Consider the following 23,157-nt stretch of genomic DNA (forward strand, 5'->3'; position numbering starts at 1 on the left):
GGGGGACGGACCGTCAAGTCATCGGCACAGAGCGTGCACCGTAGGTAAAGAACCTGGTCGGAGAACGATTTTTTTACCGACAGGATTTGAACTGATCACAGAAGGGTCACTAGGGTCAGTCAAACCTTCGTGCGGTAATTCACTCATTCGGGGTGATGGCGAAGGTGTCGCCGAGTTTGTTGGACGGATTGCGTTCTTCGGCGGCTCTAGGAAGAAGGAGCTCGCCTTCGTGGCGTCCCACCGTCGACCCAAGCAGCCGACCCGCATGCGCACGACCGTGCTCGGCGTCACCGCGGCAGCCGCCGTGGTCCTCTCGGGGCAGGCCGCCAACGCCGCCCCCGCCAAGCCGAGCAAGGACGAGGTCAAGGCCAAGGTCGACGCCCTCTACGAAGAGGCGGAGCAGGCCACCGAGAAGTTCAACGGGGCCCAGGAGCGCCAGGACAAGCTCGAAACCGAGATCGGGCAGCTCCAGGACCAGGTCGCGCGCGGCCAGGCCGAACTGAACACCCTGCGCGGCACGCTCGGCTCGATGGCCAGCGCCCAGTACCGCAGCGGCGGCATCGACCAGTCCCTCGCGCTCTTCCTCTCGGCCGACCCGGACAGCTACCTCGACAAGGCCTCCACCCTGGAGCAGCTGAGCGGTCAGCAGGTCGACGCGGTCCACAAGATCCAGGCCAAGCAGCGCACCCTCGCGCAGCAGCGCCAGGAGGCCGCGGGCAAGCTCACCGACCTCGACGCCACCCGCAAGGAGCTCGGCGACAAGAAGAAGGCCTCCCAGGACAAGCTCGCCGAGGCCCAGGCGCTGCTCAACACGCTGACCGCCCAGGAGCGGGCGCAGATCAAGGACGAGGACTCGCGCGCCAGCCGCGGCGCCGGCGAGCGCGTTCCCGACCTCGGCAACGCGAAGCCCTCCGGCCGGGCGGGCGCGGCCCTCGCCGCCGCCAAGACCAAGGTCGGCAGCGCGTACATATCCGGGCACGAGGGCCCCAGCTCGTTCGACTGCTCGGGCCTGACCCAGTGGGCGTACAAGCAGGCCGGCGTGAACATATCGCGCACCACCTTCACCCAGATCAACGACGGCACCCGGATCGGCAAGAGCCAGCTCCAGCCCGGCGACCTGGTGTTCTTCTACGGAGACCTGCACCACGTCGGCCTGTACGCGGGCGGCAACACGGTGCTGCACGCCTCGAACCCGCGCAGCGGCGTCAAGTACGAATCGATCGACAACATGCCGTTCCAGTTCGGCGTGCGCGTCGGCTGACGCCCCCTGCACCCCTCCGCCCCTCAGGGTCCGACCGGGACGCGCCGCGCACCGCCCATCCGGGCGAATTCCGAGGCCCCGCTCTGACCACACGCCCCGCCGGTGACCTGCGTCTCCGACGGGGCGTCACTGTGTGTGCCCGCCGGAGGTCGTTGGCCGGTGCCCTTCCGCGCGGCTACTGTCTGCCAGCGCGGAACCCCGGCACACGGCCGTCCACGGAGGGCGGACCCGGGTCCCGCTCAGCAGGAGGGAGCGGTTTCACGTGGCGTCCCATCGCCGGTCCGGGCCCAGCGCCCTCGACCGGAACACCAGGGTCACCGTCCTCACCGCCGCCGCGGCGGGAGCGGCGGCTCTCATGTCGGGCGCACCCGCCGGTGCGGCCCCCGGCCTCCCGCAGGAGCCCTCAGCGGGCACTCGCGCCCAGGTCGACCGGCTCTTCGAAGAGGCCGAACAGGCCACCGAGCGCTTCAACCAGGCCGGCGAGCGCGCCGGCCGGCTCCGCACCGAAGTCGACCGGATCCAGGACGCGGTGGCCCGCGGACAGGACCGGATCAACATCATGCGCGGGGTGCTCGGCGCCTACGCCGGAGCCCAGTACCGGGCCGGCGGCATCGACCCCGCCGTCGAGCTGATGCTCTCCGACGACCCGGACGACTACCTCGCCAAGGCCTCCGCCCTCGACCGGCTGTCCGGCCGCCAGGCCCGCCAGCTCGAAGAACTGCGCTTCGAGCAGGGCCGGCTCGGCCAGGAACGCCGGGAGGCCTCCCGCAAGCTCTCCGAACTCGACGCCCTGCGCGCCGACGTGGCGAGGGAGAAGCGCGCCGTCACCGCCAAGCTCGCCGCCGCGCGCCGGCTGCTGAACGCGATGCCCACGCAGGAGCGCGCCGACTTCGACCGGGCCTCGCGCTCCGGCGGCCGCCCCGACGCCCTGCCCGACCTCCCCGACGCCGCGGCCTCCGGGCCCTCGTCCGGGCGCGCCATGACCGCCGTGATGGCGGCCCGGTCCGCCGTGGGGCGGCCCTACGTCTGGGGGTCCACCGGACCCTCCGGCTTCGACTGCTCCGGACTGATGGTGTGGTCCTACCGGCAGGCGGGCGTCGCCCTGCCGCGCACCTCGCAGGCGCAGCGGAGCGCCGGCCGGCGGGTCTCCCTGTCGGAGGCGCGCCCGGGGGACCTGGTGACGTACCGCTCGGACGCCAGCCACGTCGGCATGTACGTCGGCAACGGGCAGGTGGTGCACGCCCCGTACCCGGGGGCGCGGGTGCGGTACGACCCCGTCGGGATGATGCCGGTCTCCTCGGTGACCCGGCCCTGAGAGCCGCGCTGCGTACGATCGGGTGATGTTCCCGGTCTTGGGTGGTACCGCTCGCGGGCGCCCGCGCGCACTGACGTCGGTGCCGGTGCCGGTGCCGGTGCTGCTGCTGCTCTGCCTGGTGCTGCTGTGCGTGCCGCTCGTGGGATGCGGGTCCGGTTCCGGTTCCGTGGCCCCTTCGGGTTCGGCTTCGGGTTCGGCTTCGGCGGATCCCGTGGAGCGGGACGTGCGGCGGGCCGTCGCCGACTGGTCGGCGGCCCCGCCCGCGGCCCTCGCGGCGATCCCGCTGGAGGACTGGACGTACGAGGTCTCCGCGGTCCGGGTGGACGGCGTACGGGCCTTCGCGCGCGCCGAGCTGCGCTACCGGCTCACCGGCTACGACGCCGCCCCGGCCGGCTCCGCCCGCGAGGTGGAGCTCACCCGGGGCGGCGGCTCCTGGGCGGTGACCACCGACCGGCCCGCCCCCGGAGCCCTGCCCCAGCTCTGGGACCAGGGCCCGGTGTCCGTGGAGCGCGGGGCGCACGCCCTCGTGCTCGGCGGCTCCGGGCAGAGCTCCGGCGCCCTCTCCGAGATCGCCGCCGAGGCGGACAGGGCGGTGCCCGCGGCGAGCGCGGCCTGGCCGCGGCCGTGGGCGGGCCGGGTGGTGGTGCTGGTGCCCGGCTCGCTGGACGCGATGGCCGCGCTGCTGGGGCGGCCGGCGGAGGAGTACCGGGGCCTGGGCGCCGTCACCACCGGGCGGACCGGGGCGGGCCCCGCTCCCGCGGACCGGGTCGTGGTGAACCCGGAGGGGTACGGGCAGCTCACGGCGGAGGGCCGCCAGGTGATCCTGACCCACGAGACCACCCACGTGGCCACCCGGGCGGCGACCACCTCCCGGACCCCGCTCTGGCTCTCCGAGGGCTTCGCGGACTGGGCCGCGTACCGCGACAGCGGCCGCACCCCGGCCGAGGTCGCCCCGTCCCTGGCCCGCGCGGTGCGGCGGGGCGACCTGCCGGCGGAACTCCCCGCGGCCGGGGCCTTCGCCTTCGGCGGGGACGCGGACGCGCTGGCGCGGGCCTACGAGGGCTCCTGGCTGGCCTGCCGGTTCATCGCCCGCCGATGGGGGGAGGCGGCGCTGCTCTCGTTGTACGAGAGCTCCGGCCGTGACTCGCTGCCGGCGGCGCTGGCGGACACCCTCGGGACGGATTCCTCCGGGCTGACCCGGGCCTGGCGGGAGGACCTGGCCCGGGAGTTCCGATAGCCGGAGTCCCGGCGCGGACGGGGTTGGGGTGCGCTTGCTGCGGGTGGGGGCCGGTGCCGGGGGCGGGGTGGGGTGTCGGCCTGGACTGCATGATTTAGGCGCCCTGTGCCCTACTTCGACAGTGATGCCGAGTAGGGCGCCACAAATCACGCTTTACGTCCCGGCCAACACCCCACCCCGCCCCCGTCCCCGACCTCGGGCCCGCAGCCCCGTGAGCCGGTCCGGGCGCCGTCCCGCCGGGCAGCGCTCCGGGCCTCCGGTAGGGTCGGCAGGCGATGGACAAGACGCTGATCGTGACCAACGACTTCCCGCCGCGGCCGGGGGGCATCCAGGCCTTCCTGCACAACATGGCGCTGCGACTCGACCCCGACCGGGTCGTGGTCTACGCCTCCACCTGGAAGCGCTCCGCCGAGGGGCGGGCCGCCACCGCCGCCTTCGACGCGGAGCAGCCCTTCCAGGTGATCCGCGACCGCACCACGATGCTGCTGCCGACCCCCCGGGTCACCCGCCGGGCCGTCGGCCTGCTGCGCGAACACGGCTGCTCGTCGGTGTGGTTCGGCGCGGCGGCCCCGCTGGGGCTGATGGGGCCCGCGCTGCGCCGGGCCGGCGCGCGCCGGATCGTGGCGACCACGCACGGGCACGAGGCGGGCTGGGCGCAGCTGCCGGTCGCGCGCGGGCTGCTGCGGCGCATCGGCGAGGGCACGGACACCCTGACCTACCTGGGGGAGTACACCCGTTCGCGGATCGCCCCGGCCCTGACGGACCGGGCCGCGGCGCGCATGACGCAGCTCCCGCCGGGCGTCGACGAGAAGACCTTCCACCCGGCGTCGGGCGGCGCGGAGGTGCGGGCGAAGCTGGGCCTGACGGACCGGCCGGTGGTCGTCTGCGTCTCGCGGCTCGTCCCCCGCAAGGGGCAGGACACGCTGATCGAGGCGATGCCGCGGATCCTGGCGGCGGTGCCGGACGCCGCCCTGCTGATCGTGGGCGGCGGCCCCTACGAGGCCGACCTGCGGGCACTGGCCGGCAAGGCCGGGGTCGCGGAGTCCGTCGTGTTCACGGGCGCGGTCCCGTGGTCCGAACTGCCCGCCCACTACGGGGCCGGGGACGTCTTCGCGATGCCCTGCCGCACCCGCCGCGGCGGCCTCGACGTCGAGGGCCTCGGCATCGTCTACCTGGAGGCCTCCGCCACCGGCCTGCCGGTGATCGCCGGCGACTCCGGCGGCGCCCCCGACGCGGTACTGGACGGGGAGACGGGCTGGGTGGTCCCCGGCGGCGCCCCGGCCCAGACCGCGGACCGCGTCGTCGCCCTGCTCCGGGACCCGGCCCTGCGCGCGCACATGGGCGAGCGCGGCCGCGCCTGGGTCGAGGAGAAGTGGCGCTGGGACCTGCTGGCGGAGCGCCTGCGCGAGCTGCTGTAGTCGGCGCGTCCGGCTCGGGGCCCCGGGGCACCTTTTTCCGTACGGAGGGGGGCGGAGGGGGATTATCGCTCCCGGAGGCACGATCGCGGGCGGAGTCGATCAAACCGGCCGGGCCGCGGCGGGGCCCGCCTACGGTCGAGACATGTCTGACTGTTACTCAGAAGCGTGTCAGTCCGGGTCATGGCTGGTTGGGCGGAATCCGCTCATGATGCGGCCATGACACCAAACCTGACACGTCGTCATGTTCTCGGTCTCGGCGCCCTGCAGACCGCGGCGGCCCTCGGCTTCACCCGGATCGGGCCGCGGTCCGCGGCCGCCGCCGAGCCCGCGGCCGCCACGTACGCCCCGGCCATCGTCGTCGGCTCCGGCTACGGATCCGCCGTCGCCGCGCTCCGCCTCGGGCAGGCCGGCGTGCGGACCGTCGTCCTGGAGATGGGACGGCTCTGGGACACCCCGGGAGCCGACGGGAAGGTCTTCCCGACCACTTCGGCCCCCGACCAGCGCTCGATGTGGTTCCGCAACCGCACCGAGGCCCCGCTCGCCCAGTTCCTCTGGCTGGACGTGGTCAACCGCAACATCAGCCCGTACCCCGGCGTCCTGGACCGGGTGAACTACGGGGACATGTCGGTGTACGTGGGCCGCGGCGTCGGCGGCGGCTCCCTGGTCAACGGCGGTATGGCGCCCACCCCGAAGCGCTCGTACTTCACCGAGATCCTGCCCCGCGTCGACGCCGACGAGATGTACGGCACCTACTACCCCCGGGCCCGCGCCATGCTCGGGGTCAACGACATCGACCCGGCCTGGTTCGAGTCCACGGAGTGGTACCGCTTCGCCCGGATCTCCCGCAAGCACGCCCAGAAGACCGGGCTGAAGACCACCTTCGTCCCCAACGTCTACGACTTCGAGTACATGAAGCGCGAGGCCGCCGGCACCGCCACCCGGTCCGCCCTCGCGGGCGAGGTCATCTACGGCAACAACCACGGCAAGAAGAGCGTGGACAAGACCTACCTCGCCGCCGCCCTGGGCACCGGGAACGTCACCATCGAGACCATGCAGCGCGTGGTCGGCGTACGGCAGGACCCGGCGGGCGGCTACGTCCTGACCGTCCAGACCAGCGACCTCACCGGCCGCGTCACACAGGTCCGCGAACTGGGCTGCAAGCAGCTCTTCCTCGGCGCCGGCAGCCTCGGCACCACCGAGATCCTGCTGCGCGCCCGCGAGAGGGGCACCCTGCCCGCCCTCAACGACAAGGTGGGCCTCGGCTGGGGCCCCAACGGCAACGTCATGACCGCCCGAGCCAACCACCTGTGGGACACGGTCGGCTCCCACCAGGCCACCATGCCCGCCCTGGGCATCGACGACTGGGACAACGCCTCGAACCCGGTCTTCGCCGAGATCGCCCCGCTCCCGATGGGGTTCGAGCACTGGATCTCGATGTACCTGGCCATCACCAAGAACCCGGAGCGCGGGCACTTCACCTACGACGCCGCCAGCGACTCGGCGAAGCTCCAGTGGACCCGGGGCCAGAACGCCCCGTCCGTCCAGGCGGCCAAGCGCCTCTTCGACCGGATCAACCGGGCCAACTTCACCATCTACCGCTACGACCTGTTCGGCGACAACAAGAACTTCGCCGACAACTTCACCTACCACCCGCTGGGCGGCTGCGTCCTCGGGGACGCGACCGACGACTTCGGCCGGGTCAAGGGCTATCAGGGCCTCTACGTCACCGACAGCTCACTGATCCCCGGATCGCTCGGCGTGAACCCGTTCGTGACCGTCACCGCGCTCGCGGAACGGAACATGGCGCGGGTCCTCGCCGAGGACCCGCGGTAGGGCCGCGAGCCGTCCCTAGCCCCGGTAGAGGGCTTCGATCTCGTCCGCGAAGTCCTTCGCCACCACATTCCGCTTCAGCTTCAGCGAAGGCGTGATGTGCCCGGACTCCTCCGTGAACTGGGAGGGCAGAATGCGGAATTTCCGCACCGATTCCGCCTTGGAAACCGCCGCGTTGCCGTCGTCCACGGCCCTCTGGACGGCGGCGACGAGATCCGCGTCCTCGCGCAGCTGGGCCGCCGTCACACCGGCCGGCTTGCCGTGCTCCGCGGCCCACCGGCCCAGGAACTCCTCGTCGATGGTGACCAGCGCGGCCACGAACGGCCGCGCGTCGCCGACCACCATGCACTCCGCGACCAGCGCGTGCGCCCGGATCCGGTCCTCGATCACCGCGGGGGCGACGTTCTTGCCGCCCGCCGTGACGATGAGCTCCTTCTTGCGGCCGGTGATCGCCAGGTAGCCGTCCTCGTCGAGGGTGCCGACGTCGCCGGTGTGGAACCAGCCGTCGGTCAGCGCGTCGGCGGTGGCCGTCGGGTTGTTCCAGTACTCCTTGAAGATGTGCTCGCCGTGCAGCAGCACCTCGCCGTCGTCGGCGATGCGCACCACGGAGCCCGGGAGCGGCTGGCCGACCGTACCGATCTTCGTCTTGTCCCACGGGTTGAAGGCCGTGGCGGCGCAGGACTCGGTCAGGCCGTAGCCCTCCAGCACCGTGAAGCCGATGCCGCGGAAGAAGTGGCCGAGCCGCTCGCCCAGCGGGGCACCGCCGGAGATCGCGTACTCGCCGCGCCCGCCGAGGACCGTGTGGAGCTTGCTGTAGACCAGCTTCGAGAAGAGCTTGTGCTTCAGCCGCAGCTTGAGGGACGGCCCGCCCGGCAGGTCCAGCGCGCGGCTGTACGCGATCGCCGTCTCGGCCGCCGCGTCGAAGATCTTGCCCTTGCCGTCGGCCTGGGCCTTGGCGCGGGCCGAGTTGTAGACCTTCTCGAAGACGCGCGGCACGCCGAGGATCAGCGTGGGCCGGAAGGACTGCAGCTCGTCGGTGAGGTTCTTGATGTCCGGTACGCAGCCCAGCCGGATCGGCGCCAGCACGGCCGCCACCTCCACCAGGCGGCCGAAGACGTGCGCGGCCGGCAGGAAGAGCAGCACGGAGCACTCGCCGGTCCGGAAGAGCGGGTGCAGCCGGGCCACGATGTTGCCGACCTCGGCGAAGAAGCTGCGGTGGGTCAGCACGCAGCCTTTGGGGCGGCCGGTGGTGCCGGAGGTGTAGACGATGGTGGCCGGGTCGTCGGCGCCCGCCAGCGCGCTGCGCTCGTCGACCTCGGCGTCGGAGACTCCGGCGCCGGCGGCCTGCAGCGTCTCCAGGGCGCCCTGCTCGATCTCCCAGACCTCGCGCAGCTCCGGCAGCCGGTCGCGCAGGGCGGCCACGGACGCGGCGTGCGCGGGGGACTCCACGACGACGGCGACGGCGCCGGAGTCGCCGAGGATCCACTGGATCTGCTCGGGGGAGCTGGTCTCGTACACGGGGACCGTGACGGCGCCCGCGCTCCAGATCGCGAAATCGAGCAGCACCCACTCGTAGCGGGTGCGGGAGATCAGGGCGACCCGGTCGCCGGGCTCGATGCCGGCCGCCATCAGGCCCTTCGCCGCGCTGCGGACCTCGGCGAGGAACTCGGTCGCGGTGACGTCCTGCCACGCGCCGCCGACCTTGCGGGCCATGACGGCGGTGTCGGGATGCTGAGCGGCGTTGCGGCGGATGAGATCCGTCAGGTTCCCGTCCGACGGGACCTCGTACAGGGCCGGAAGACTGAACTCGCGCAAGACTGCTGCTCCTCTGGGCGCCATCGCCACCATGTGGACCGACCGGACGTTACCCACCGGTAGGGGGTTCCGGATAGAGGGAACCGGCCAGATGTTCCCTGCGTCACATGTCGCGGCCGTGTCCTGCCGACACTAGTCGACCCGGTTTGCGACTCGGAAGTAACCGCAGGTCCGACCGCCTGAGCCGATTCCCTCCCCGCGGTGCCCAAGCGCGCCTAGGGTGGCCGCATGGGTGGCTCTATGGGTGGCACGAAAAACCGGACACGGGTCCACGTCGTCAGCGACGTCCACGGCAACACCGAGGCCCTGGCACGGGCCGGGGAGGGCGCCGACGCGCTGATCTGCCTCGGCGACCTCGTCCTCTTCCTCGACTACGCCGACCACTCGCGCGGCATCTTCCCCGACCTCTTCGGCGTCGATAACGCCGATCACATCGTGGAACTGCGCACCGCCCGCCGTTTCGAGGAGGCCCGGGAGTTCGCCCGCGGGCTGTGGGCCGGGCGGGACCGGGAACGGCTCCTCGAGGGCGCGGTCCGGCGCCAGTACGCCGAGATGTTCGCCGCCTTCCCCCGGCCCACCTACGCCACGTACGGCAACGTGGACATCCCCGGGCTCTGGCCCGAGTACGCCGGCCCCGGCCTCACCGTGCTCGACGGGCAGCGCGCCGAGATCGGCGGCCGGGTCTTCGGCTTCGTCGGCGGCGGACTCCCCTCGCCGATGCGCACGCCCTACGAGGTGCCCGAGGAGGAGTACGCGGCCAAGGTGGAGGCGCTGGGCGAGGTCGACGTCCTCTGCTCGCACATCCCGCCGGAGGTGCCGGAGCTCTGCTACGACACGGTGGCGCGGCGCTTCGAGCGGGGGAGCGGGGCACTGCTCGCCGCGATCCGCCGGGTACGGCCCCGGTACGCGCTCTTCGGCCACGTCCACCAGCCGCTCGCCCGGCGGATGCGGATCGGCGCCACCGAGTGCGTGAACGTCGGGCACTTCGCCGCCACCGGAAGGCCGTGGGCCCTGGAGTGGTGAGCTCTCGACGCGCGATAGCCTTCACGCGGCGGCCCAGGGCCGTCCGCACACTTCCTCGAACTCCCCCCGGAGGAGCGACCGCGATGGCGGAACACACCAGCTCGAGCATCATGATCGAGGCGTCCCCGGCCGACGTCATGGCCGTGATCGCCGACTTCGCCCGCTACCCGGAGTGGACCGGCGAGGTGAAGGAGGCCGAGATCCTGGCGAAGGACGACGCCGGCCGGGCCTCGCTCGTCCGGCTGCTGCTGGACGCGGGCGCGATCAAGGACGACCACACGCTGGCCTACACCTGGCCGGCGGAGAACACGGTCAGCTGGACGCTGGACAAGTCCCAGATGCTGCGGCAGCTCGACGGGTCCTACCAGCTGGCGCCGGTCGCGGGCGGTGCGCGCACCGAGGTGACGTACTCGCTGACGGTGGACGTCAAGATCCCGATGCTCGGGATGATCAAGCGCAAGGCGGAGAAGGTCATCATCGACCGGGCGCTGGCGGGCCTGAAGAAGCGCGTGGAAAGCCGGCCCACGCCTTCTTGATGCGCCGCTCGCACCACTCGGCCCTGGCGGGCCTCCTGGGCTTCGCGTCGCTGTGCCGGACTCCGTCCGGCGGGGGCTGGGCGGGGGTGCGGGTGGGTTGGCCCTGCGGGGCGGGTCCCCTACCCTCCCCCAGACTCCGTCCGGGGGGACCCCCGGTTCGCCCGTTCCCCGGGCTGCGCCCGGACCCTTGCCATGTGCGGCCTCCTCAAACGCCGGAGGGGCTGGATGGATCAAACCTCGCCGGCGTTTGAGGCGCGGGGTCTGGGGCGGAGCCCCAGGGTCTTCGGGGTCCGGGCAGAGCCCGGGGAACGGCGGAAGGGCGGGTAGGGGAACTCGCCCCGCGCAGCGGTAACGGTCGCAGCGGGGAACTCGCCCCGCGCAGCGGTAACGGTCGCAGCGGGGAACTCGCCCCGCGCAGCGGCAGCGGTCGCAGCGGGGAACTCGCCCCGCACAACGGCATCCCGTGGCCGGGCCAGGGTGGTGGCCCTGGGGACCGGGGCCCCGGGTGGGCCCCGGGGCGTGCGAGGCTGGCAGCGGCCACCCGCCGGCCCCGCCGGGGACGCGGGGCAGGCACCCGCGGAGCTAGGAGCAGCATGCACACCCTTCTCGTCACCGGCCCCGGCGGCGCCGGGCGGAGCACCGTCGCGGCGGCGACCGCGCTGGCCGCCGCACGGCAGGGGCACCGCGTGCTCCTGCTCTCCGCGGACCCGGGCGACCCGCCCATCACCGCGCAGGGCGACCTCCGCGTGGCCCGCGTCGACTCCGGCGAGGAGTTCCGGCGCGAGCTGGTCGAGCTCCAGGAGCGCGGCTCCGCGGTCCTCGGAATGCTCGGCGCCCGCCCGCTGCACACCGACGAGATCACCGAACTGCCCGGCGCCGAGCAGTTCGCCCTGCTCCGCGCCCTGCGGCGGGCCGCGGACGAGCCCGGCACCGACCTCGTGGTGGTGGACCTGCCCCCGCTGCACCAGGCGATCACCACCCTCGCGCTCCCCGCCCAGCTCCGCCGCTACCTCGCCCGGCTGCTCCCCGCGGAGCGCCAGGCGGCCCGCGCCCTGCGCCCCGTACTGGCCCAGCTGGCCGGCGTCCCCATGCCCGCGCAGTGGCTCTACGAGGCCGCCGCCCGCTGGGACGAGGACCTGGCGGCCGTCCAGGACGTCCTGGAGGCCCCCACCACCTCCGTACGGCTCGTCGCGGAGCCGGGACCCGCCGCCGACGCCGCGCTGCGCCTGGGCGTGCTCGGGCTCGCCCTGTACCGGCTGCCCGTCTCGGCGCTCGTGGCCAACCGGATGCTGCCCGCCGGATCCACCGACCCCTGGCTGGCGGGACTCGCCGCCCAGCAGGAGAAGTACGCCGCCCAGTGGGCCGGCGACGGGAGCCTCCCGGTGCTCCCCGTCCCCCACCTGGGCCGGGACCCGCACGGTCCCGAGGATCTCGCGGAGCTGGCCCCGGCACCCGCCCCCGCGATCGCGCCCCGCCCGGCCTGGACCGTCGAGGACCGGATCGCCGAGGACGGGGTGCTGCTCTGGCGGGTCCCGCTGCCCCGCGCGGAGAAGCGCGAGCTCGGCCTGGTCCGGCGCGGTGACGAGCTGCTGCTCACGGTGGGCCCGTACCGCAGGATCGTTCCGCTGCCCGCCGTGCTGCGCCGCTGCACCGTCTCCGGCGCCGCCCTCGCGGACGACGAGCTGCGCATCCGCTTCACCCCGGACCCGGAGCTGTGGCCCCGGGGCGGGGAAAAGGCGTAGCGGGCGGACCCGGCGGCCCCGGCGGCCTGGGGGGCGTACCGCCGTTCGGGTAACGTCGGAGGTAGCAGGAGCAGGAATCCGTACCACCCGCCCGCCGCCGCAGGAGAGTCCGCCATGAGCGAGGCCACCGACCGCCCCACCGATCCCTCATCCGGGGACGACGCCTGGGCCGAGGCCTGCGCCGAGGACCTCGCCGCCGAGCGGGAGCGCCGCAGGTCCGAGCAGGGCGCCTCCGGGAGCGCGGGCACCGGGACCGCCGCCGAGGAGCTGTTCAAGCTCTTCGAGGCCGTCGCGGACAAGGTGACCGACAAGGTCTCCGCGCTGAACAACCCGCTGTTCGGCGTGGCCGCGCAGGGCGCCGTACGGCAGTTCGTCAACCAGGCGAAGACCGCCGCCAAACCCGTCGTCGAGCGCAACCCCGAGGTTTTCGACCACCTCGCGGCGGCCGGCTCGGAGCTGCTCGCCGCCTACCGTTCCGCGGTCGAGGGCCACGAGCGCCGCTGGACGCGCGACGAGCCGGCCCCCGGCCGGGGGAGCGGGACCGGCGCCAACGCCACCGGCAACGCCGCCGGAAACGCGAAGGACCCGCGTGACGAGGGTGACGACGGCCCGACCGAGCGTATCGATCTCGACTGAACCCCGCCCTCCCTCGGGTACGGTTGACAGCGGCGGGGTTTGACCGGAAACCGAGGGACTAATGGGACTCACCATCGGCGTCGACATCGGCGGCACGAAGATCGCGGCCGGCGTGGTCGACGAAGACGGCACCATCCTTGAGACGTACAAGGTGCCCACGCCGCCGACCCCGGACGGAGTCACGGACGCGATCTGCGCCGCCGTCTCCGAGGTCAGCGCCAGCCACACCATCGACGCGGTCGGCATCGGCGCCGCCGGATACGTCGACGACAAGCGCGCGACCGTGCTCTTCGCGCCGAACATCAACTGGCGGCACGAGCCGCTCAAGGACAAGGTCGAGCAGCGCATCGGCCTGCCCGTGGTCGTCGAGAACGACGCCAACTGTGCCGCCTGGGGCGAGTACCGCTTCGGCGCCGGCCAGGGCCACGAGGACGTCATCTGCATCACCCTCGGCACGGGCCTGGGCGGCGGCATCATCATCGGCAACAAGCTCCGGCGCGGACGCTTCGGCGTGGCCGCCGAGTTCGGCCACATCCGGGTGGTCCCGGACGGCCTGCTGTGCGGCTGTGGCAGCCAGGGCTGCTGGGAGCAGTACGCCTCCGGGCGCGCGCTCGTCCGGTACGCCAAGCAGCGCGCCAACGCCACCCCCGAGAACGCGAAGGCACTCCTCGCGCTCGGCGACGGCACTCCCGAGGGCATCGAGGGCAAGCACATCAGCGAGGCGGCCCGCGCCGGCGACCTGGTGGCCATCGACTCCTTCCGCGAGCTGGCCCGTTGGGCGGGCGCCGGCCTCGCGGACCTGGCCTCGCTCTTCGACCCGTCGGCGTTCATCGTCGGCGGCGGCGTCTCGGACGAGGGCGACCTGGTCCTCGACCCGATCCGCAAGTCCTTCAAGCGCTGGCTGATCGGCGGCGCGTGGCGTCCGCACGCGCAGGTGCTCGCGGCGCAGCTCGGCGGCAAGGCCGGTCTGGTCGGCGCGGCGGACCTGGCCCGCCAGGGCTGAAGCCCGCCCCGCGGCAACCCGTATCGGCGGAACTGCCCGCCGCGCCCCCTGGGGTGCGGCGGGCAGTCTCGTTATGTTGCCGTGTATGGACCTCACCGAGCTGCCGAACTCCCGTACCGAAGCCGATGGTTCCGCCGTGATCCGGGTGCTCTCCTACAACGTCCGCTCGCTGCGCGACGACGAGGACGCGCTGGCGCGGGTCATCCGCGCGTGCGCACCGGACCTGGTGTGCGTCCAGGAGGCGCCGCGGTTCTTCCGGTGGCGCAAGCACGCGGCGCGGCTGGCCGCGAAGTGCGACCTGGTGGTCCTGTCGGGCGGTGCGACGGCGGCGGGCCCGCTGCTCCTGTGTTCCCTACGGGCCTTCGTGGAGCGGACCGAGGACGTCCTGCTGCCGCTGACCCCGGGCCGCCACCGGCGGGGCTTCGCCACGGCGGTCGTACGGGTGGGCGGGGTCCGGGTCGGGGTCCTGAGCGCGCACCTGTCGCTGGACGGGCCGGAACGGCTGGCCCAGGCGGAACTGCTTCTGGACCGGCTCGCCGGGATGGACGTGCCGTACGTGATCGCCGCGGGGGACATCAACGAGGGCCCGTCGGGGCCGGCCTTCCGCCGGCTGGCGGGGGCCCTCCAGGACTGCCGGGTCGTGGCGCCGTGGGGTGGGGAACACACGTGGGTGCGGTCGTCGCCGCCGCGGCGGATCGACGCGGTCTTCGCCGGCGCCGGGGTGGAGGTCCTGGCCTGCGGCGTCCCGACGGGCCTGCCGGGAGTCACCCCCGCGGACCTGACCCGCGCCACGGACCACCTCCCGGTCCTGGCCGCCCTCCGGCTGCCCGCAGCTCCTTGACGCACCCCTCGCACCGCTGCGCGGGCTTCGGGCCGCTGCGCCGGAATCCGTCCGGCGCAGCAGCCCGAAGCCCGCGTCAAAAAATCACACCACCGCGCCCCGACCGGGGTCGTCGTCATCGTCCTCGTCCGTGGACATCCGCGCGACCAGCGTCGCGAAGCCGCCCAGGAAGCCGCCGACGCCCAGCGTCGTCAGCCACCAGGTCATCTCCCACTGCAGCAGCACCGCCAGGAGCAGCAGGACCGGTCCGCCCACCACCGCCAGCCAGGCGAACTTCGAGGTCGTGTCCGCCTCCGGCAGCTCCGGCTCCGGGGGTACGAAGTGACCCTCTTCCTTCGCGGCTCCGGGGGAGTCGTCGGGCTCGGCCAGGGAGTGGTCCCGCGGACCCGGCCCGATCGCGCCGCCCACGCCGGGGGCGAACACCACCGAGCTGCCCAGGGCCGCCGACGGCGGCTCCGGGGACGCCGGGCCGGCCGGGCCCGCCGGGTCCGCCGCCGGCGCGGGGCCGGCCGGTTTCACGTCCTCCTCCGGAAGGAGGAGGTTCTCGATCGGCCGGAACGGTCTCGCGCCCGGCGGATCCGCGGGCTCCTGCCCGTAGCCGGCCACGATCGCCGCCCACGCCGCTTCCTCGTCCAGTGGGGGGACACCCCCCGAAGACTCCTCGTGCTCAGCCACCGCTGGCCGCCCCCTCCCTGCCCAAGCTCTCCGACAGCCGCCCGACGAACGCGTAGCTGTCCGCGAAGATCCGCTCCGCGTCATGGTCCAACGTCGCGACGTGGTAACTCTGTTCCAGCAGCGTCTCGGTGACGTCCGTGGAGGACACCCGCGCCAGGATCCGCGTCGAGTCCGTCGGCCGCACCACGTGGTCCTGCGGGCTGTGCAGCAGCAGCAGCGGCTGCGTCACCTGCGGCAGTTCGGTGTCCAGCATCTGCAGGAACTTGCGCAGCGAGTGCGCGGCCCGGGTCGAGACCCGGTCGTAGCCGATCTCCTCCGAGCCCGGCTTGGCGATGTCGCTCGCGATGCCCGGCGTCGACCGGATGAAGTGCTTGACCACCGGCAGGGCCGCGGCCAGCGGGTCGTGGATCTTGTTGACCGGGTTGACGAGGACGATGCCGCTGATGCTGTCCCCGTGCTTCGCCGCCAGGCGCAGGGTCAGCGCGGCGCCCATCGACAGCCCGAAGACGAACACCTGCTCGCAGCTGCCCTGCAGCTCCCGCAGCGCGCGGTCGACCTCGGCGTACCAGTCCTGCCAGCCGGTGAGCTGCATGTCCTGCCAGCGCGTCCCGTGCCCGGGGAGCAGGGGCAGCGACACCGTCAGTCCCTGCGCGGCCAGATGCTCGGCCCAGGGCCGCATCGACTGGGGGGAACCGGTGAAGCCGTGGCAGAGGAGGACGCCGACCTTTCCGCCCTCGTGGCGGAACGGCTCGGCTCCAGGGAGGACGGGCACCAGGGTCTCCTTCGAGGGGGGCGGGGGGTGCGTAGCGCTGTGTGACTTCACCGTACGCGACGGGGGTGACACCGACCAGGGTCGTCGGACGGCTCCAGGTACGACCAGGGGATAAGGTCTGTTCGACAGACACAGGAAGGCTTTCGAGTTGATCTACGGCGCAATGAAGTTCTCGATCGGCGGTTCCCTGAAGCTCGCCTTCAGGCCGTGGGTGGAGGGCCTCGAGAACATTCCCGCAGAGGGGCCGGCGATCCTCGCGAGCAACCACCTGTCCTTCTCCGACTCCTTCTTCCTCCCGGCCGTACTGGACCGCAAGGTGACCTTCATCGCGAAGGCGGAGTACTTCACCTCCCCGGGCGTCAAGGGCAAGCTGACGGCCGCCTTCTTCAAGGGCGTCGGCCAGCTCCCGGTGGACCGTTCGGGCGCGCGCGGGGCCGGCGAGGCCGCCATCAAGAGCGGCATCGACGTCATCGAACGCGGAGAGCTGTTCGGTATTTACCCCGAAGGGACGCGTTCACCCGACGGCCGGCTCTACCGTGGGAAGCCCGGCGGTCTGGCCCGGGTGGCACTGGCCACCGGAGCGCCCGTGATCCCCGTCGCGATGATCGACACGGAGAAGATCCAGCCGCCCGGCAAGGTGGTGCCCAAGCTGATGCGCCCGGGCATCCGGATCGGCAAGCCGCTGGACTTCAGCCGCTACCACGGCATGGACGGGGACCGCTTCATCCTCCGCTCGGTGACCGACGAGGTCATGTACGAGATCATGAAGCTCTCCGGCCAGGAGTACGTCGACATCTACGCGACGGCCGCCAAGCGCCAGATCGCCGACGCGGAGAAGGCCGCCGCGAGGAGCGAGAAGGCCCAACCGGCCGTCTCGGACACCGACAAGTAGCAGCACACGGGCGGGACCGCCCGTACGGGGTGGGGGAGATGGCGAAGCGCGAGCGCGTCGTACGCATGTCGGTCGAGCAGCCGCTGTGGCGTGCCCTGACGGCCTACCGGCTGCTCACCACGGTGTACGCGGCCCTGCTGTTCGCCTCCGCCTACAAGCAGTTCGACCGCCCCTGGATCGCGGCCGCCTACCTCGCCTTCCTGGCCGGCTGGACCCTGGTCACCCTCCCCAAGGTGGCCAACGCCGCCAGCTGCACCAAGCGGTTCCTGTGCGCCGACCTCACCGTCGCCTGCGTCGGGATCCTGCTCACCCCCCTCGCGGACACCCACGCGCGGATCGTGGACGGCGGCCCCACCCTCCCCTCGATATGGACCGCGGGCTCCGTCCTCGCCTTCGCCATCAAGGGCGGCTGGCGCTGGGCCTGCTTCGCCTCCACCTTCGTCGCCGCCGCCAACCTCGCGCAGCGCGGCGAGCCCACCCGGGACACCCTGCACAACGTGCTCCTGGTCTGGGTGGCCTCCATCGCCATCGGCTACGTCGTCGAGGTCGCCCGGGCCAGTGAGGCCACCCTCGCCCGCGCCCTGGAGATCGAGGCCGCCACCCGCGAGCGCGAACGCCTCGCCCGCGACATCCACGACGGGGTCCTCCAGGTCCTCGCCATGGTCCAGCGGCGCGGCACCGAACTGGGCGGGGAGGCCGCCGAGCTGGGCCGGATGGCCGGGGAACAGGAGGTCGCGCTGCGCACCCTGGTCTCCAGCGGGCTGGCGCGCCCCTCCCGGATCTCCCGTGACGAGGCGCTCGGCGCGATCGTGGCCGCCTTCGAGGTGGAGGAACCCGGCGAGGATGAGGGCGAGCTCGATCTGCGGGCCCTCCTGGCCCCGCACGCCGGCTCGCGGGTGAGCTTCGCCGAACCGGGCACCCCGGTGCCGTTGCCCGTGCCCGCCGCGAGGGAGCTGGCGGCGGCGGTCGGCGCCGCCCTCGACAACGTGCGCAAGCACGCGGGTGAGGGGGCCAGCGCCTGGATCCTGGTCGAGGACTGGGGCGACGAGGTGATCGTGACCGTCCGGGACGATGGTCCGGGCATCCCGGCCGGCCGGCTCGACCAGGCCGAGGGCGAGGGCCGGATGGGAGTGGCCCTGTCCATCCGGGGCCGCCTGCGCGACCTCGGCGGCAGCGCCGAGCTGGTGTCCGTCCCGGGGCAGGGCACCGAAGTGGAACTGAAAGTACCGAGGGGGAGCACCCAGTGAACGAGTCGAGCGGGCAGAACGGCCAGGGCGAGCAGAGCGGCCTCGGCGGCATCAAGGTCATGGTCGTGGACGACCATCCGATGTGGCGGGACGCGGTCGCCCGCGACCTGGCCGCCGCCGGCTTCGACCTGGTGGCCACCGCGGGCGACGGGCCCGAGGCCGTACGCAGGGCCCGCGCCGCGGCCCCGCACGTCCTGGTCCTCGACCTCAACCTCCCCGGCATGCCCGGCGTGCAGGTCTGCAAGGAACTGGTCGGCGCCAACCCGGCGCTGCGGGTCCTCGTGCTCTCCGCGAGCGGCGAGCACGCCGACGTCCTGGAAGCCGTGAAGTCCGGTGCGACCGGCTACCTGCTGAAGTCCGCGGGCGCCCAGGAACTCATCGACGCCGTGCGCCGCACGGCGGCGGGCGACCCCGTCTTCACCCCGGGCCTGGCGGGCCTGGTCCTCGGCGAGTACCGCCGCCTCGCCACCGATCCGGCGCCCGCCGCCTCCGACGAGCCGAAGGCCCCGCAGCTCACCGACCGGGAGACCGAGGTGCTGCGGCTGGTGGCCAAGGGGCTCTCGTACAAGCAGATCGCGGAACGGCTCGTGATCTCCCACCGCACGGTGCAGAACCACGTGCAGAACACCCTGGGCAAGCTCCAGTTGCACAACCGGGTGGAACTCGTCCGGTACGCGATAGAGCGGGGCCTCGACGACGAGTAGGTGGTGGAATCGGTCGTACTTACGCCCTCGTACGAGTGAACTGGCGTACACAATGCGCCTTAATTCCACCGGAATTGCCCCCTCCCGGCCCTTGTCGTGACCTAGGCCACCACTAGTGTGGCCGTGATGGCGAAGGGAAATTCCGTAACGGGATCCCCCTCCTTGAGGAGGAGGCTTTCTCCCTGTGGTTGAGGGCCGCCGTTACCAGCACGAGCCAACACGTATGTGGAGGTGAACGAGGTTGGCTACGTTCCACGTAGGCGAGAAGACCCACCAGTCCGTGCTTCCTCAGCGGGCTGCTCTGGAATTCGAGTCAGCAGACACCCCCCGGATCGGGGACGAAACGGGACTCGAACGCCGCACTCGTGCGGTACCCGGCGTGGAACATGTGCGAGGGGAGACCGCCGATGCTTCACCTGGCATCGACGGCGTCACCCCCAACCGTGAGGTTGGGGAGAGGGCCCGTGAGGGCCACCCTGTCGCATTCGTCCTGGACAAGCACGGCCATCCGCTGCAACCGACCAGCCCCGCAAGGGCCCGCAAGCTCCTCCATCAGGGCCGGGCCGTCGTTGCCCGGCACACCCCGTTCGTCATCCGACTCAAAGACCGCACGGTCGCCGAGTCCCAGGTGGACGGTGTTGAACTCGGAATCGACCCCGGCTCGAAGCACACCGGCGTCTCAGTGTTCACCGCGAAGGACGGTGAGCGCCGCGGCCTGTACGCGGTCGAACTCGCCCACCGAGGCGGCCGGATACGGGACAAGCTGACCGCTCGTGCCGCCTACCGGCGTGGCAGGCGATCGCGCAACCTGCGCTACCGTGCACCCCGCTTCTCCAACCGCGCCCGTCCCAGGGGCTGGCTCGCCCCGTCGCTGCGTCACCGCGTGGACACCACCATGTCGTGGACCACCCGGCTCGCACGCTGGGCACCCATTCGTGCGGTGCATGTGGAACGGGTCGCGTTCGACACCCACACCATGTCCCACGGCGGACCCCTGGAGGGGGCCGAATACCAGCACGGCACCTTGCACGGCACAGAGGTCCGCGAATACCTGTTGGCCAAGTGGGGGAGGGCTTGCGCTTACTGCGGCGCCACCGGAGTCCCGCTCAACATCGACCACATCCAGCCCCGCTCACGCGGGGGCAGCGACCGCATCTCCAACCTGTGCACTGCCTGCGTTCCCTGCAACGAGAAGAAATCCAACCAGTCGGTCGAAGACTTCCTCAGACGATCGCCACGCCAGTTGGCGCGCATCCTCGTACAGGCCAAAGCCCCGCTCCGCGACGCGGCGGCCGTAAACGCCACCCGCTGGGCCCTGTGGCGCGCTCTCGACGACGCCTTTCCCACGGTGCGCGTCGCATCGGGTGGCCGCACGAAGTGGAACCGGCAGCGGACCGGCACCCCCAAGACCCACACCCTCGACGCCCTGTGCGTCGGTGAACTCGTCACCGTCACCCGTACGCCGGTCCGTGTCCTCGCGGTCGCCGCGACCGGGCGCGGCACCTACACCCGCACCCGCACCGACAAGTACGGCTTCCCCCGCCTGCATCTGCCCAGGCAGAAAACGTTCTTCGGCTATCAGACCGGAGACCTCGCCCGTGCCGTCGTCCCCACCGGCAAGAAGGCCGGCACTCACATAGGACGGATTGCCGTCCGTGCCACCGGCAGTTTCAACATCAAAACCGCACACGGCCTCATCCAAGGCATCCATCACAAACATCTCCGCCTCGTCCAACGAGCCGACGGATATGGCTACACAGCCCGACCCGAAGCACCCGTCACCTTTGCCTGACCGTGACCGGCGGCAGCGAAGAGACCTCCGGCGCTTCGTGCCTGCAACTCAAGGATTCGTTTCCTCTCCCAGCTGAAGCAGGGAGTATCTACGAAAGAAGAAAAGCGATGAAGGTCGGAGTGCTGACGGGCGGCGGCGACTGCCCCGGGCTCAACGCGGTGATCCGCAGTGTCGTGCGCAAGGGCGTCCAGGAGTACGCCTATGAGTTCATCGGGTTCAAGGACGGCTGGCGCGGCGCGGTCGAAGGCCGCACCGTTCCGCTCGACATCCCCGCCGTCCGCGGGATCCTGCCGCGCGGCGGAACCATCCTCGGCTCCTCGCGCACCAACCCGTTCAAGTTGGACGACGGCGTCCGCCGGATCAAGGAGAACCTCGCCAAGTACGAGGTCGACGCCCTCGTCGCGATCGGCGGCGAGGACACCCTCGGCGTGGCCGCGAAGCTCTACGAGGAGTACGGCATCCCCTGCGTCGGGGTCCCCAAGACCATCGACAACGACCTGTCGGCCACCGATTACACCTTCGGCTTCGACACCGCCGTCGGGATCGCGACCGAGGCCATCGACCGGCTGCACACCACCGCCGAGTCGCACATGCGGGTGCTGGTCGTCGAGGTGATGGGCCGGCACGCCGGCTGGATCGCCCTGCACTCGGGGCTCGCGGGCGGCGCCAACGTCATCCTCATCCCCGAGCAGCGCTTCGACGTGGACCAGGTCTGCGCCTGGGTGAGCTCGCGGTTCAAGTCGAGCTACGCGCCGATCGTGTGCGTCGCCGAGGGCGCGATGCCCAAGGACGGTGACATGGTGCTGAAGGACGCGACCAAGGACTCCTTCGGGCACGTGCGGCTGTCCGGCGTGGGCGAGTGGCTGGCCAAGGAGATCGAGGCGCGGACCGGCAAGGAGGCCCGTACGACGGTACTCGGGCACGTCCAGCGGGGCGGCACCCCGAGCGCGTTCGACCGGTGGCTGGCCACCCGCTTCGGGCTGCACGCGATCGACGCGGTGCGCGACGGGGACTTCGGGAAGATGGTCGCGCTGAAGGGGACGGACATCGTACGGGTGCCGATCGCCGAGGCGACGGCAAAGCTGAAGACGGTGGACCCGGCTCTGTACGAGGAGGCCGGAGTGTTCTTCGGCTGAGCCGCTGAGCCGCTGAGCCGCTGAGCCGCTGAGCCGCTGAGCCGCTGAGTCGCTGAGCCGCAGCGCGGGCGCGGGTCATGGGTCGTAAGGTGGCAAACGACCCATGGTCCGATTCTTTTGCGCAGTACTGGAGCGAACGTGGAAATCCTGGCATTCGGGGTGACGGCGGACGAGAAGCCGCTCATCGAGAAGGCCTTCGCGGGCCAGCACGAGGTGCGCTGCCTGGACGTCTTCCTCAGCGAGGACACCGCCCCCATCGCGGCCGGGTACGAGATCGTCTCGTCGAGCGTCAACGCGGACCTGAACGGCCGGGTGCTGCGCACCCTGGCGGCGGGCGGGACCAAGATGATCGCCCAGCGCTCCACCGGCTTCAACAACATCGACCTGGACGTCGCCCTGCAGCTCGGCCTGACGGTCGGCCGGGTGTCGTACTACTCCCCGTACTCGGTGGCCGAGTTCGCCTGGACCCTGGCCATGGCCGTGAACCGGCGGATCGTCCGGGCCTCGAACCGCACGCGGGACTTCGACTTCCGGCTGAACGGCCTGATGGGCCGCGACATGCGCGGCCGCACGGTGGGGGTGCTCGGCACCGGCAAGATCGGGGAGGCGTTCACCCGGATCGCCCACGGCTTCGGGATGAACCTGCTCGGCTGGGACGTGGCGCAGAACCCGGCGTGCGTGGAGCTGGGCATGAAGTACGTGGACAAGGAAACGCTGTTCGCCTCCTCGGACCTGATCAGCCTGCACGTTCCGCTGCTGGATTCCACGCACCACATCATCGGCGCCGAGGCGCTGAAACTGATGAAGGACGACGCCATCCTGGTGAACTCCAGCCGCGGCGGCCTGGTCGACACGGACGCGCTGGTCACGGAGTTGCGGGCGGGCCGCTTCGCGGGAGTGGGCCTCGACGTGTACGAGGCCGAGGCCGGGCTCTTCTTCCTGGACAAGTCCCTGGTGGTCGTCGAGGACGACACCCTGGCACGGCTGATCACCTTCCCGAACGTGGTCGTCACCTCCCACCAGGCGTACTACACCCACGACGCGGTGGGCCAGATCATCGACACCACCGTCGCCAACGTCGCGGACTACCTGGCGGGCCGCCGCTCGGAGAACACCCTGGTTCCTTCTCCTTCCTGACGCGAGGCTCGCACCGCTGCGCGGGCTTCGCCTCGCTGCGCCGGACTCCGTCCGGCGGGCGCTGCCCGGACCCGGTCCGCGGCGGAGCCCCAGGGCCCCGGGCGCAGCCCGGGGCCCGACGGGTCAGGGCGGAGCCCTGGGAACG

Annotated in this window: 20 protein-coding genes; 17 read left to right on the forward strand and 3 right to left on the reverse strand. The window is 72.1% G+C overall.

Going from position 1 to position 23,157, the window contains the following annotated elements; translation table 11 throughout:
- Positions 1 to 229: 229 nt before the first annotated feature.
- From ACIQV3_RS03910 to ACIQV3_RS03930, 5 genes are all read left to right on the forward strand, one after another.
- The gene (locus ACIQV3_RS03910) at positions 230 to 1,261 is read left to right on the forward strand and encodes an NlpC/P60 family protein (RefSeq protein WP_403709473.1); all 1,032 of its coding nucleotides are present in this window, start codon (positions 230 to 232) and stop codon (positions 1,259 to 1,261) included.
- A gap of 262 nt (positions 1,262 to 1,523) precedes the next feature.
- A complete protein-coding gene (locus ACIQV3_RS03915; protein WP_403709475.1) occupies positions 1,524 to 2,576 on the forward strand; it encodes an NlpC/P60 family protein in 1,053 nt (350 codons plus the stop codon).
- Positions 2,577 to 2,655: 79 nt separating this feature from the next.
- Complete coding sequence (locus ACIQV3_RS03920; RefSeq protein ID WP_403709477.1) at positions 2,656 to 3,813, forward strand: hypothetical protein; 1,158 nt, start codon at positions 2,656 to 2,658, stop codon at positions 3,811 to 3,813.
- A 275-nt stretch (positions 3,814 to 4,088) separates the two neighbouring features.
- On the forward strand, positions 4,089 to 5,231 hold the full coding sequence (locus tag ACIQV3_RS03925) for a glycosyltransferase family 4 protein (protein ID WP_403709479.1): 1,143 nt from the start codon (positions 4,089 to 4,091) through the stop codon (positions 5,229 to 5,231).
- 216 nt (positions 5,232 to 5,447) lie between these two features.
- Positions 5,448 to 7,064 carry a GMC oxidoreductase gene (locus ACIQV3_RS03930; protein ID WP_403709481.1) on the forward strand — a complete coding sequence of 539 codons (1,617 nt, stop codon included), beginning with the start codon at positions 5,448 to 5,450 and terminating at the stop codon, positions 7,062 to 7,064.
- Between the two features lie 15 nt (positions 7,065 to 7,079).
- Here ACIQV3_RS03930 and ACIQV3_RS03935 read toward each other — a convergent pair whose 3' ends face one another.
- The gene (locus ACIQV3_RS03935; protein ID WP_403709483.1) at positions 7,080 to 8,876 is read right to left on the reverse strand and encodes an AMP-dependent synthetase/ligase; all 1,797 of its coding nucleotides are present in this window, start codon (positions 8,874 to 8,876) and stop codon (positions 7,080 to 7,082) included.
- A 240-nt stretch (positions 8,877 to 9,116) separates the two neighbouring features.
- Between ACIQV3_RS03935 and ACIQV3_RS03940 the strand changes: the two genes are divergently transcribed.
- The 6 genes from ACIQV3_RS03940 to ACIQV3_RS03965 all read left to right on the forward strand — a co-directional run bounded on the left by ACIQV3_RS03940 (position 9,117) and on the right by ACIQV3_RS03965 (position 14,657).
- Positions 9,117 to 9,899: a metallophosphoesterase gene (locus ACIQV3_RS03940; protein WP_403709485.1), complete on the forward strand. Its 783-nt coding sequence runs from the start codon at positions 9,117 to 9,119 to the stop codon at positions 9,897 to 9,899.
- 83 nt (positions 9,900 to 9,982) lie between these two features.
- Complete coding sequence (locus ACIQV3_RS03945; RefSeq protein WP_403709487.1) at positions 9,983 to 10,435, forward strand: SRPBCC family protein; 453 nt, start codon at positions 9,983 to 9,985, stop codon at positions 10,433 to 10,435.
- A 593-nt stretch (positions 10,436 to 11,028) separates the two neighbouring features.
- Positions 11,029 to 12,177, forward strand: a complete 1,149-nt coding sequence (locus ACIQV3_RS03950; protein WP_403709489.1) for an ArsA family ATPase — start codon at positions 11,029 to 11,031, stop codon at positions 12,175 to 12,177.
- Positions 12,178 to 12,291: 114 nt separating this feature from the next.
- Positions 12,292 to 12,813, forward strand: coding sequence for a DUF5304 domain-containing protein (locus ACIQV3_RS03955; RefSeq protein WP_403709491.1), 522 nt, complete (start codon positions 12,292 to 12,294; stop codon positions 12,811 to 12,813).
- Between the two features lie 61 nt (positions 12,814 to 12,874).
- On the forward strand, positions 12,875 to 13,816 hold the full coding sequence (locus ACIQV3_RS03960) for an ROK family glucokinase (protein ID WP_383957068.1): 942 nt from the start codon (positions 12,875 to 12,877) through the stop codon (positions 13,814 to 13,816).
- An 85-nt stretch (positions 13,817 to 13,901) separates the two neighbouring features.
- Positions 13,902 to 14,657 (forward strand): endonuclease/exonuclease/phosphatase family protein, encoded by a 756-nt coding sequence (locus ACIQV3_RS03965; RefSeq protein WP_403709494.1) that lies wholly within the window; start codon positions 13,902 to 13,904, stop codon positions 14,655 to 14,657.
- Positions 14,658 to 14,741: 84 nt separating this feature from the next.
- On the opposite strand, the gene ACIQV3_RS03970 is transcribed toward ACIQV3_RS03965, so the two are convergent.
- Both ACIQV3_RS03970 and ACIQV3_RS03975 read right to left on the reverse strand, forming a co-directional pair.
- Positions 14,742 to 15,332: a hypothetical protein gene (locus ACIQV3_RS03970; protein ID WP_403709496.1), complete on the reverse strand. Its 591-nt coding sequence runs from the start codon at positions 15,330 to 15,332 to the stop codon at positions 14,742 to 14,744.
- A complete protein-coding gene (locus tag ACIQV3_RS03975; protein ID WP_403709498.1) occupies positions 15,325 to 16,104 on the reverse strand; it encodes an alpha/beta hydrolase in 780 nt (259 codons plus the stop codon). The genes ACIQV3_RS03970 and ACIQV3_RS03975 overlap by 8 nt, the downstream gene beginning before the upstream one ends.
- A gap of 163 nt (positions 16,105 to 16,267) precedes the next feature.
- On the opposite strand from ACIQV3_RS03975, the gene ACIQV3_RS03980 reads away from it, so the two are divergent.
- From ACIQV3_RS03980 to ACIQV3_RS04005, 6 genes are all read left to right on the forward strand, one after another.
- On the forward strand, positions 16,268 to 16,996 hold the full coding sequence (locus tag ACIQV3_RS03980; protein ID WP_403710136.1) for a lysophospholipid acyltransferase family protein: 729 nt from the start codon (positions 16,268 to 16,270) through the stop codon (positions 16,994 to 16,996).
- A 38-nt stretch (positions 16,997 to 17,034) separates the two neighbouring features.
- Positions 17,035 to 18,243: a MacS family sensor histidine kinase gene (macS, locus tag ACIQV3_RS03985; RefSeq protein WP_403709500.1), complete on the forward strand. Its 1,209-nt coding sequence runs from the start codon at positions 17,035 to 17,037 to the stop codon at positions 18,241 to 18,243.
- A 59-nt stretch (positions 18,244 to 18,302) separates the two neighbouring features.
- The gene (locus ACIQV3_RS03990; RefSeq protein ID WP_266881716.1) at positions 18,303 to 18,947 is read left to right on the forward strand and encodes a response regulator transcription factor; all 645 of its coding nucleotides are present in this window, start codon (positions 18,303 to 18,305) and stop codon (positions 18,945 to 18,947) included.
- 379 nt (positions 18,948 to 19,326) lie between these two features.
- Complete coding sequence (iscB, locus tag ACIQV3_RS03995) at positions 19,327 to 20,739, forward strand: RNA-guided endonuclease IscB (protein WP_403709502.1); 1,413 nt, start codon at positions 19,327 to 19,329, stop codon at positions 20,737 to 20,739.
- Between the two features lie 107 nt (positions 20,740 to 20,846).
- Complete coding sequence (locus ACIQV3_RS04000) at positions 20,847 to 21,875, forward strand: 6-phosphofructokinase (RefSeq protein ID WP_403709504.1); 1,029 nt, start codon at positions 20,847 to 20,849, stop codon at positions 21,873 to 21,875.
- A gap of 138 nt (positions 21,876 to 22,013) precedes the next feature.
- The gene (locus ACIQV3_RS04005) at positions 22,014 to 23,012 is read left to right on the forward strand and encodes a 2-hydroxyacid dehydrogenase (protein WP_403709506.1); all 999 of its coding nucleotides are present in this window, start codon (positions 22,014 to 22,016) and stop codon (positions 23,010 to 23,012) included.
- Positions 23,013 to 23,157 lie beyond the last annotated feature (145 nt).

Origin of the sequence: Streptomyces sp. NPDC099050 (assembly GCF_044759865.1) — a bacterium.
Taxonomy (GTDB): domain Bacteria; phylum Actinomycetota; class Actinomycetes; order Streptomycetales; family Streptomycetaceae; genus Streptomyces.

What these genes read in the sequence shown, in the direction of transcription:
- ACIQV3_RS03925 (WP_403709479.1), top strand. Translation starts at nt 4,089, where the DNA reads ATGGACAAGACGCTGATCGTGACCAACGACTTCCCGCCGCGGCCGGGG.
- ACIQV3_RS03930 (WP_403709481.1), top strand. Translation starts at nt 5,448, where the DNA reads ATGACACCAAACCTGACACGTCGTCATGTTCTCGGTCTCGGCGCCCTG.
- ACIQV3_RS03940 (WP_403709485.1), top strand. Translation starts at nt 9,117, where the DNA reads ATGGGTGGCACGAAAAACCGGACACGGGTCCACGTCGTCAGCGACGTC.
- ACIQV3_RS03945 (WP_403709487.1), top strand. Translation starts at nt 9,983, where the DNA reads ATGGCGGAACACACCAGCTCGAGCATCATGATCGAGGCGTCCCCGGCC.
- ACIQV3_RS03950 (WP_403709489.1), top strand. Translation starts at nt 11,029, where the DNA reads ATGCACACCCTTCTCGTCACCGGCCCCGGCGGCGCCGGGCGGAGCACC.
- ACIQV3_RS03955 (WP_403709491.1), top strand. Translation starts at nt 12,292, where the DNA reads ATGAGCGAGGCCACCGACCGCCCCACCGATCCCTCATCCGGGGACGAC.
- ACIQV3_RS03960 (WP_383957068.1), top strand. Translation starts at nt 12,875, where the DNA reads ATGGGACTCACCATCGGCGTCGACATCGGCGGCACGAAGATCGCGGCC.
- ACIQV3_RS03965 (WP_403709494.1), top strand. Translation starts at nt 13,902, where the DNA reads ATGGACCTCACCGAGCTGCCGAACTCCCGTACCGAAGCCGATGGTTCC.
- ACIQV3_RS03980 (WP_403710136.1), top strand. Translation starts at nt 16,268, where the DNA reads ATGAAGTTCTCGATCGGCGGTTCCCTGAAGCTCGCCTTCAGGCCGTGG.
- macS (WP_403709500.1), top strand. Translation starts at nt 17,035, where the DNA reads ATGGCGAAGCGCGAGCGCGTCGTACGCATGTCGGTCGAGCAGCCGCTG.
- ACIQV3_RS03990 (WP_266881716.1), top strand. Translation starts at nt 18,303, where the DNA reads ATGGTCGTGGACGACCATCCGATGTGGCGGGACGCGGTCGCCCGCGAC.
- ACIQV3_RS04000 (WP_403709504.1), top strand. Translation starts at nt 20,847, where the DNA reads ATGAAGGTCGGAGTGCTGACGGGCGGCGGCGACTGCCCCGGGCTCAAC.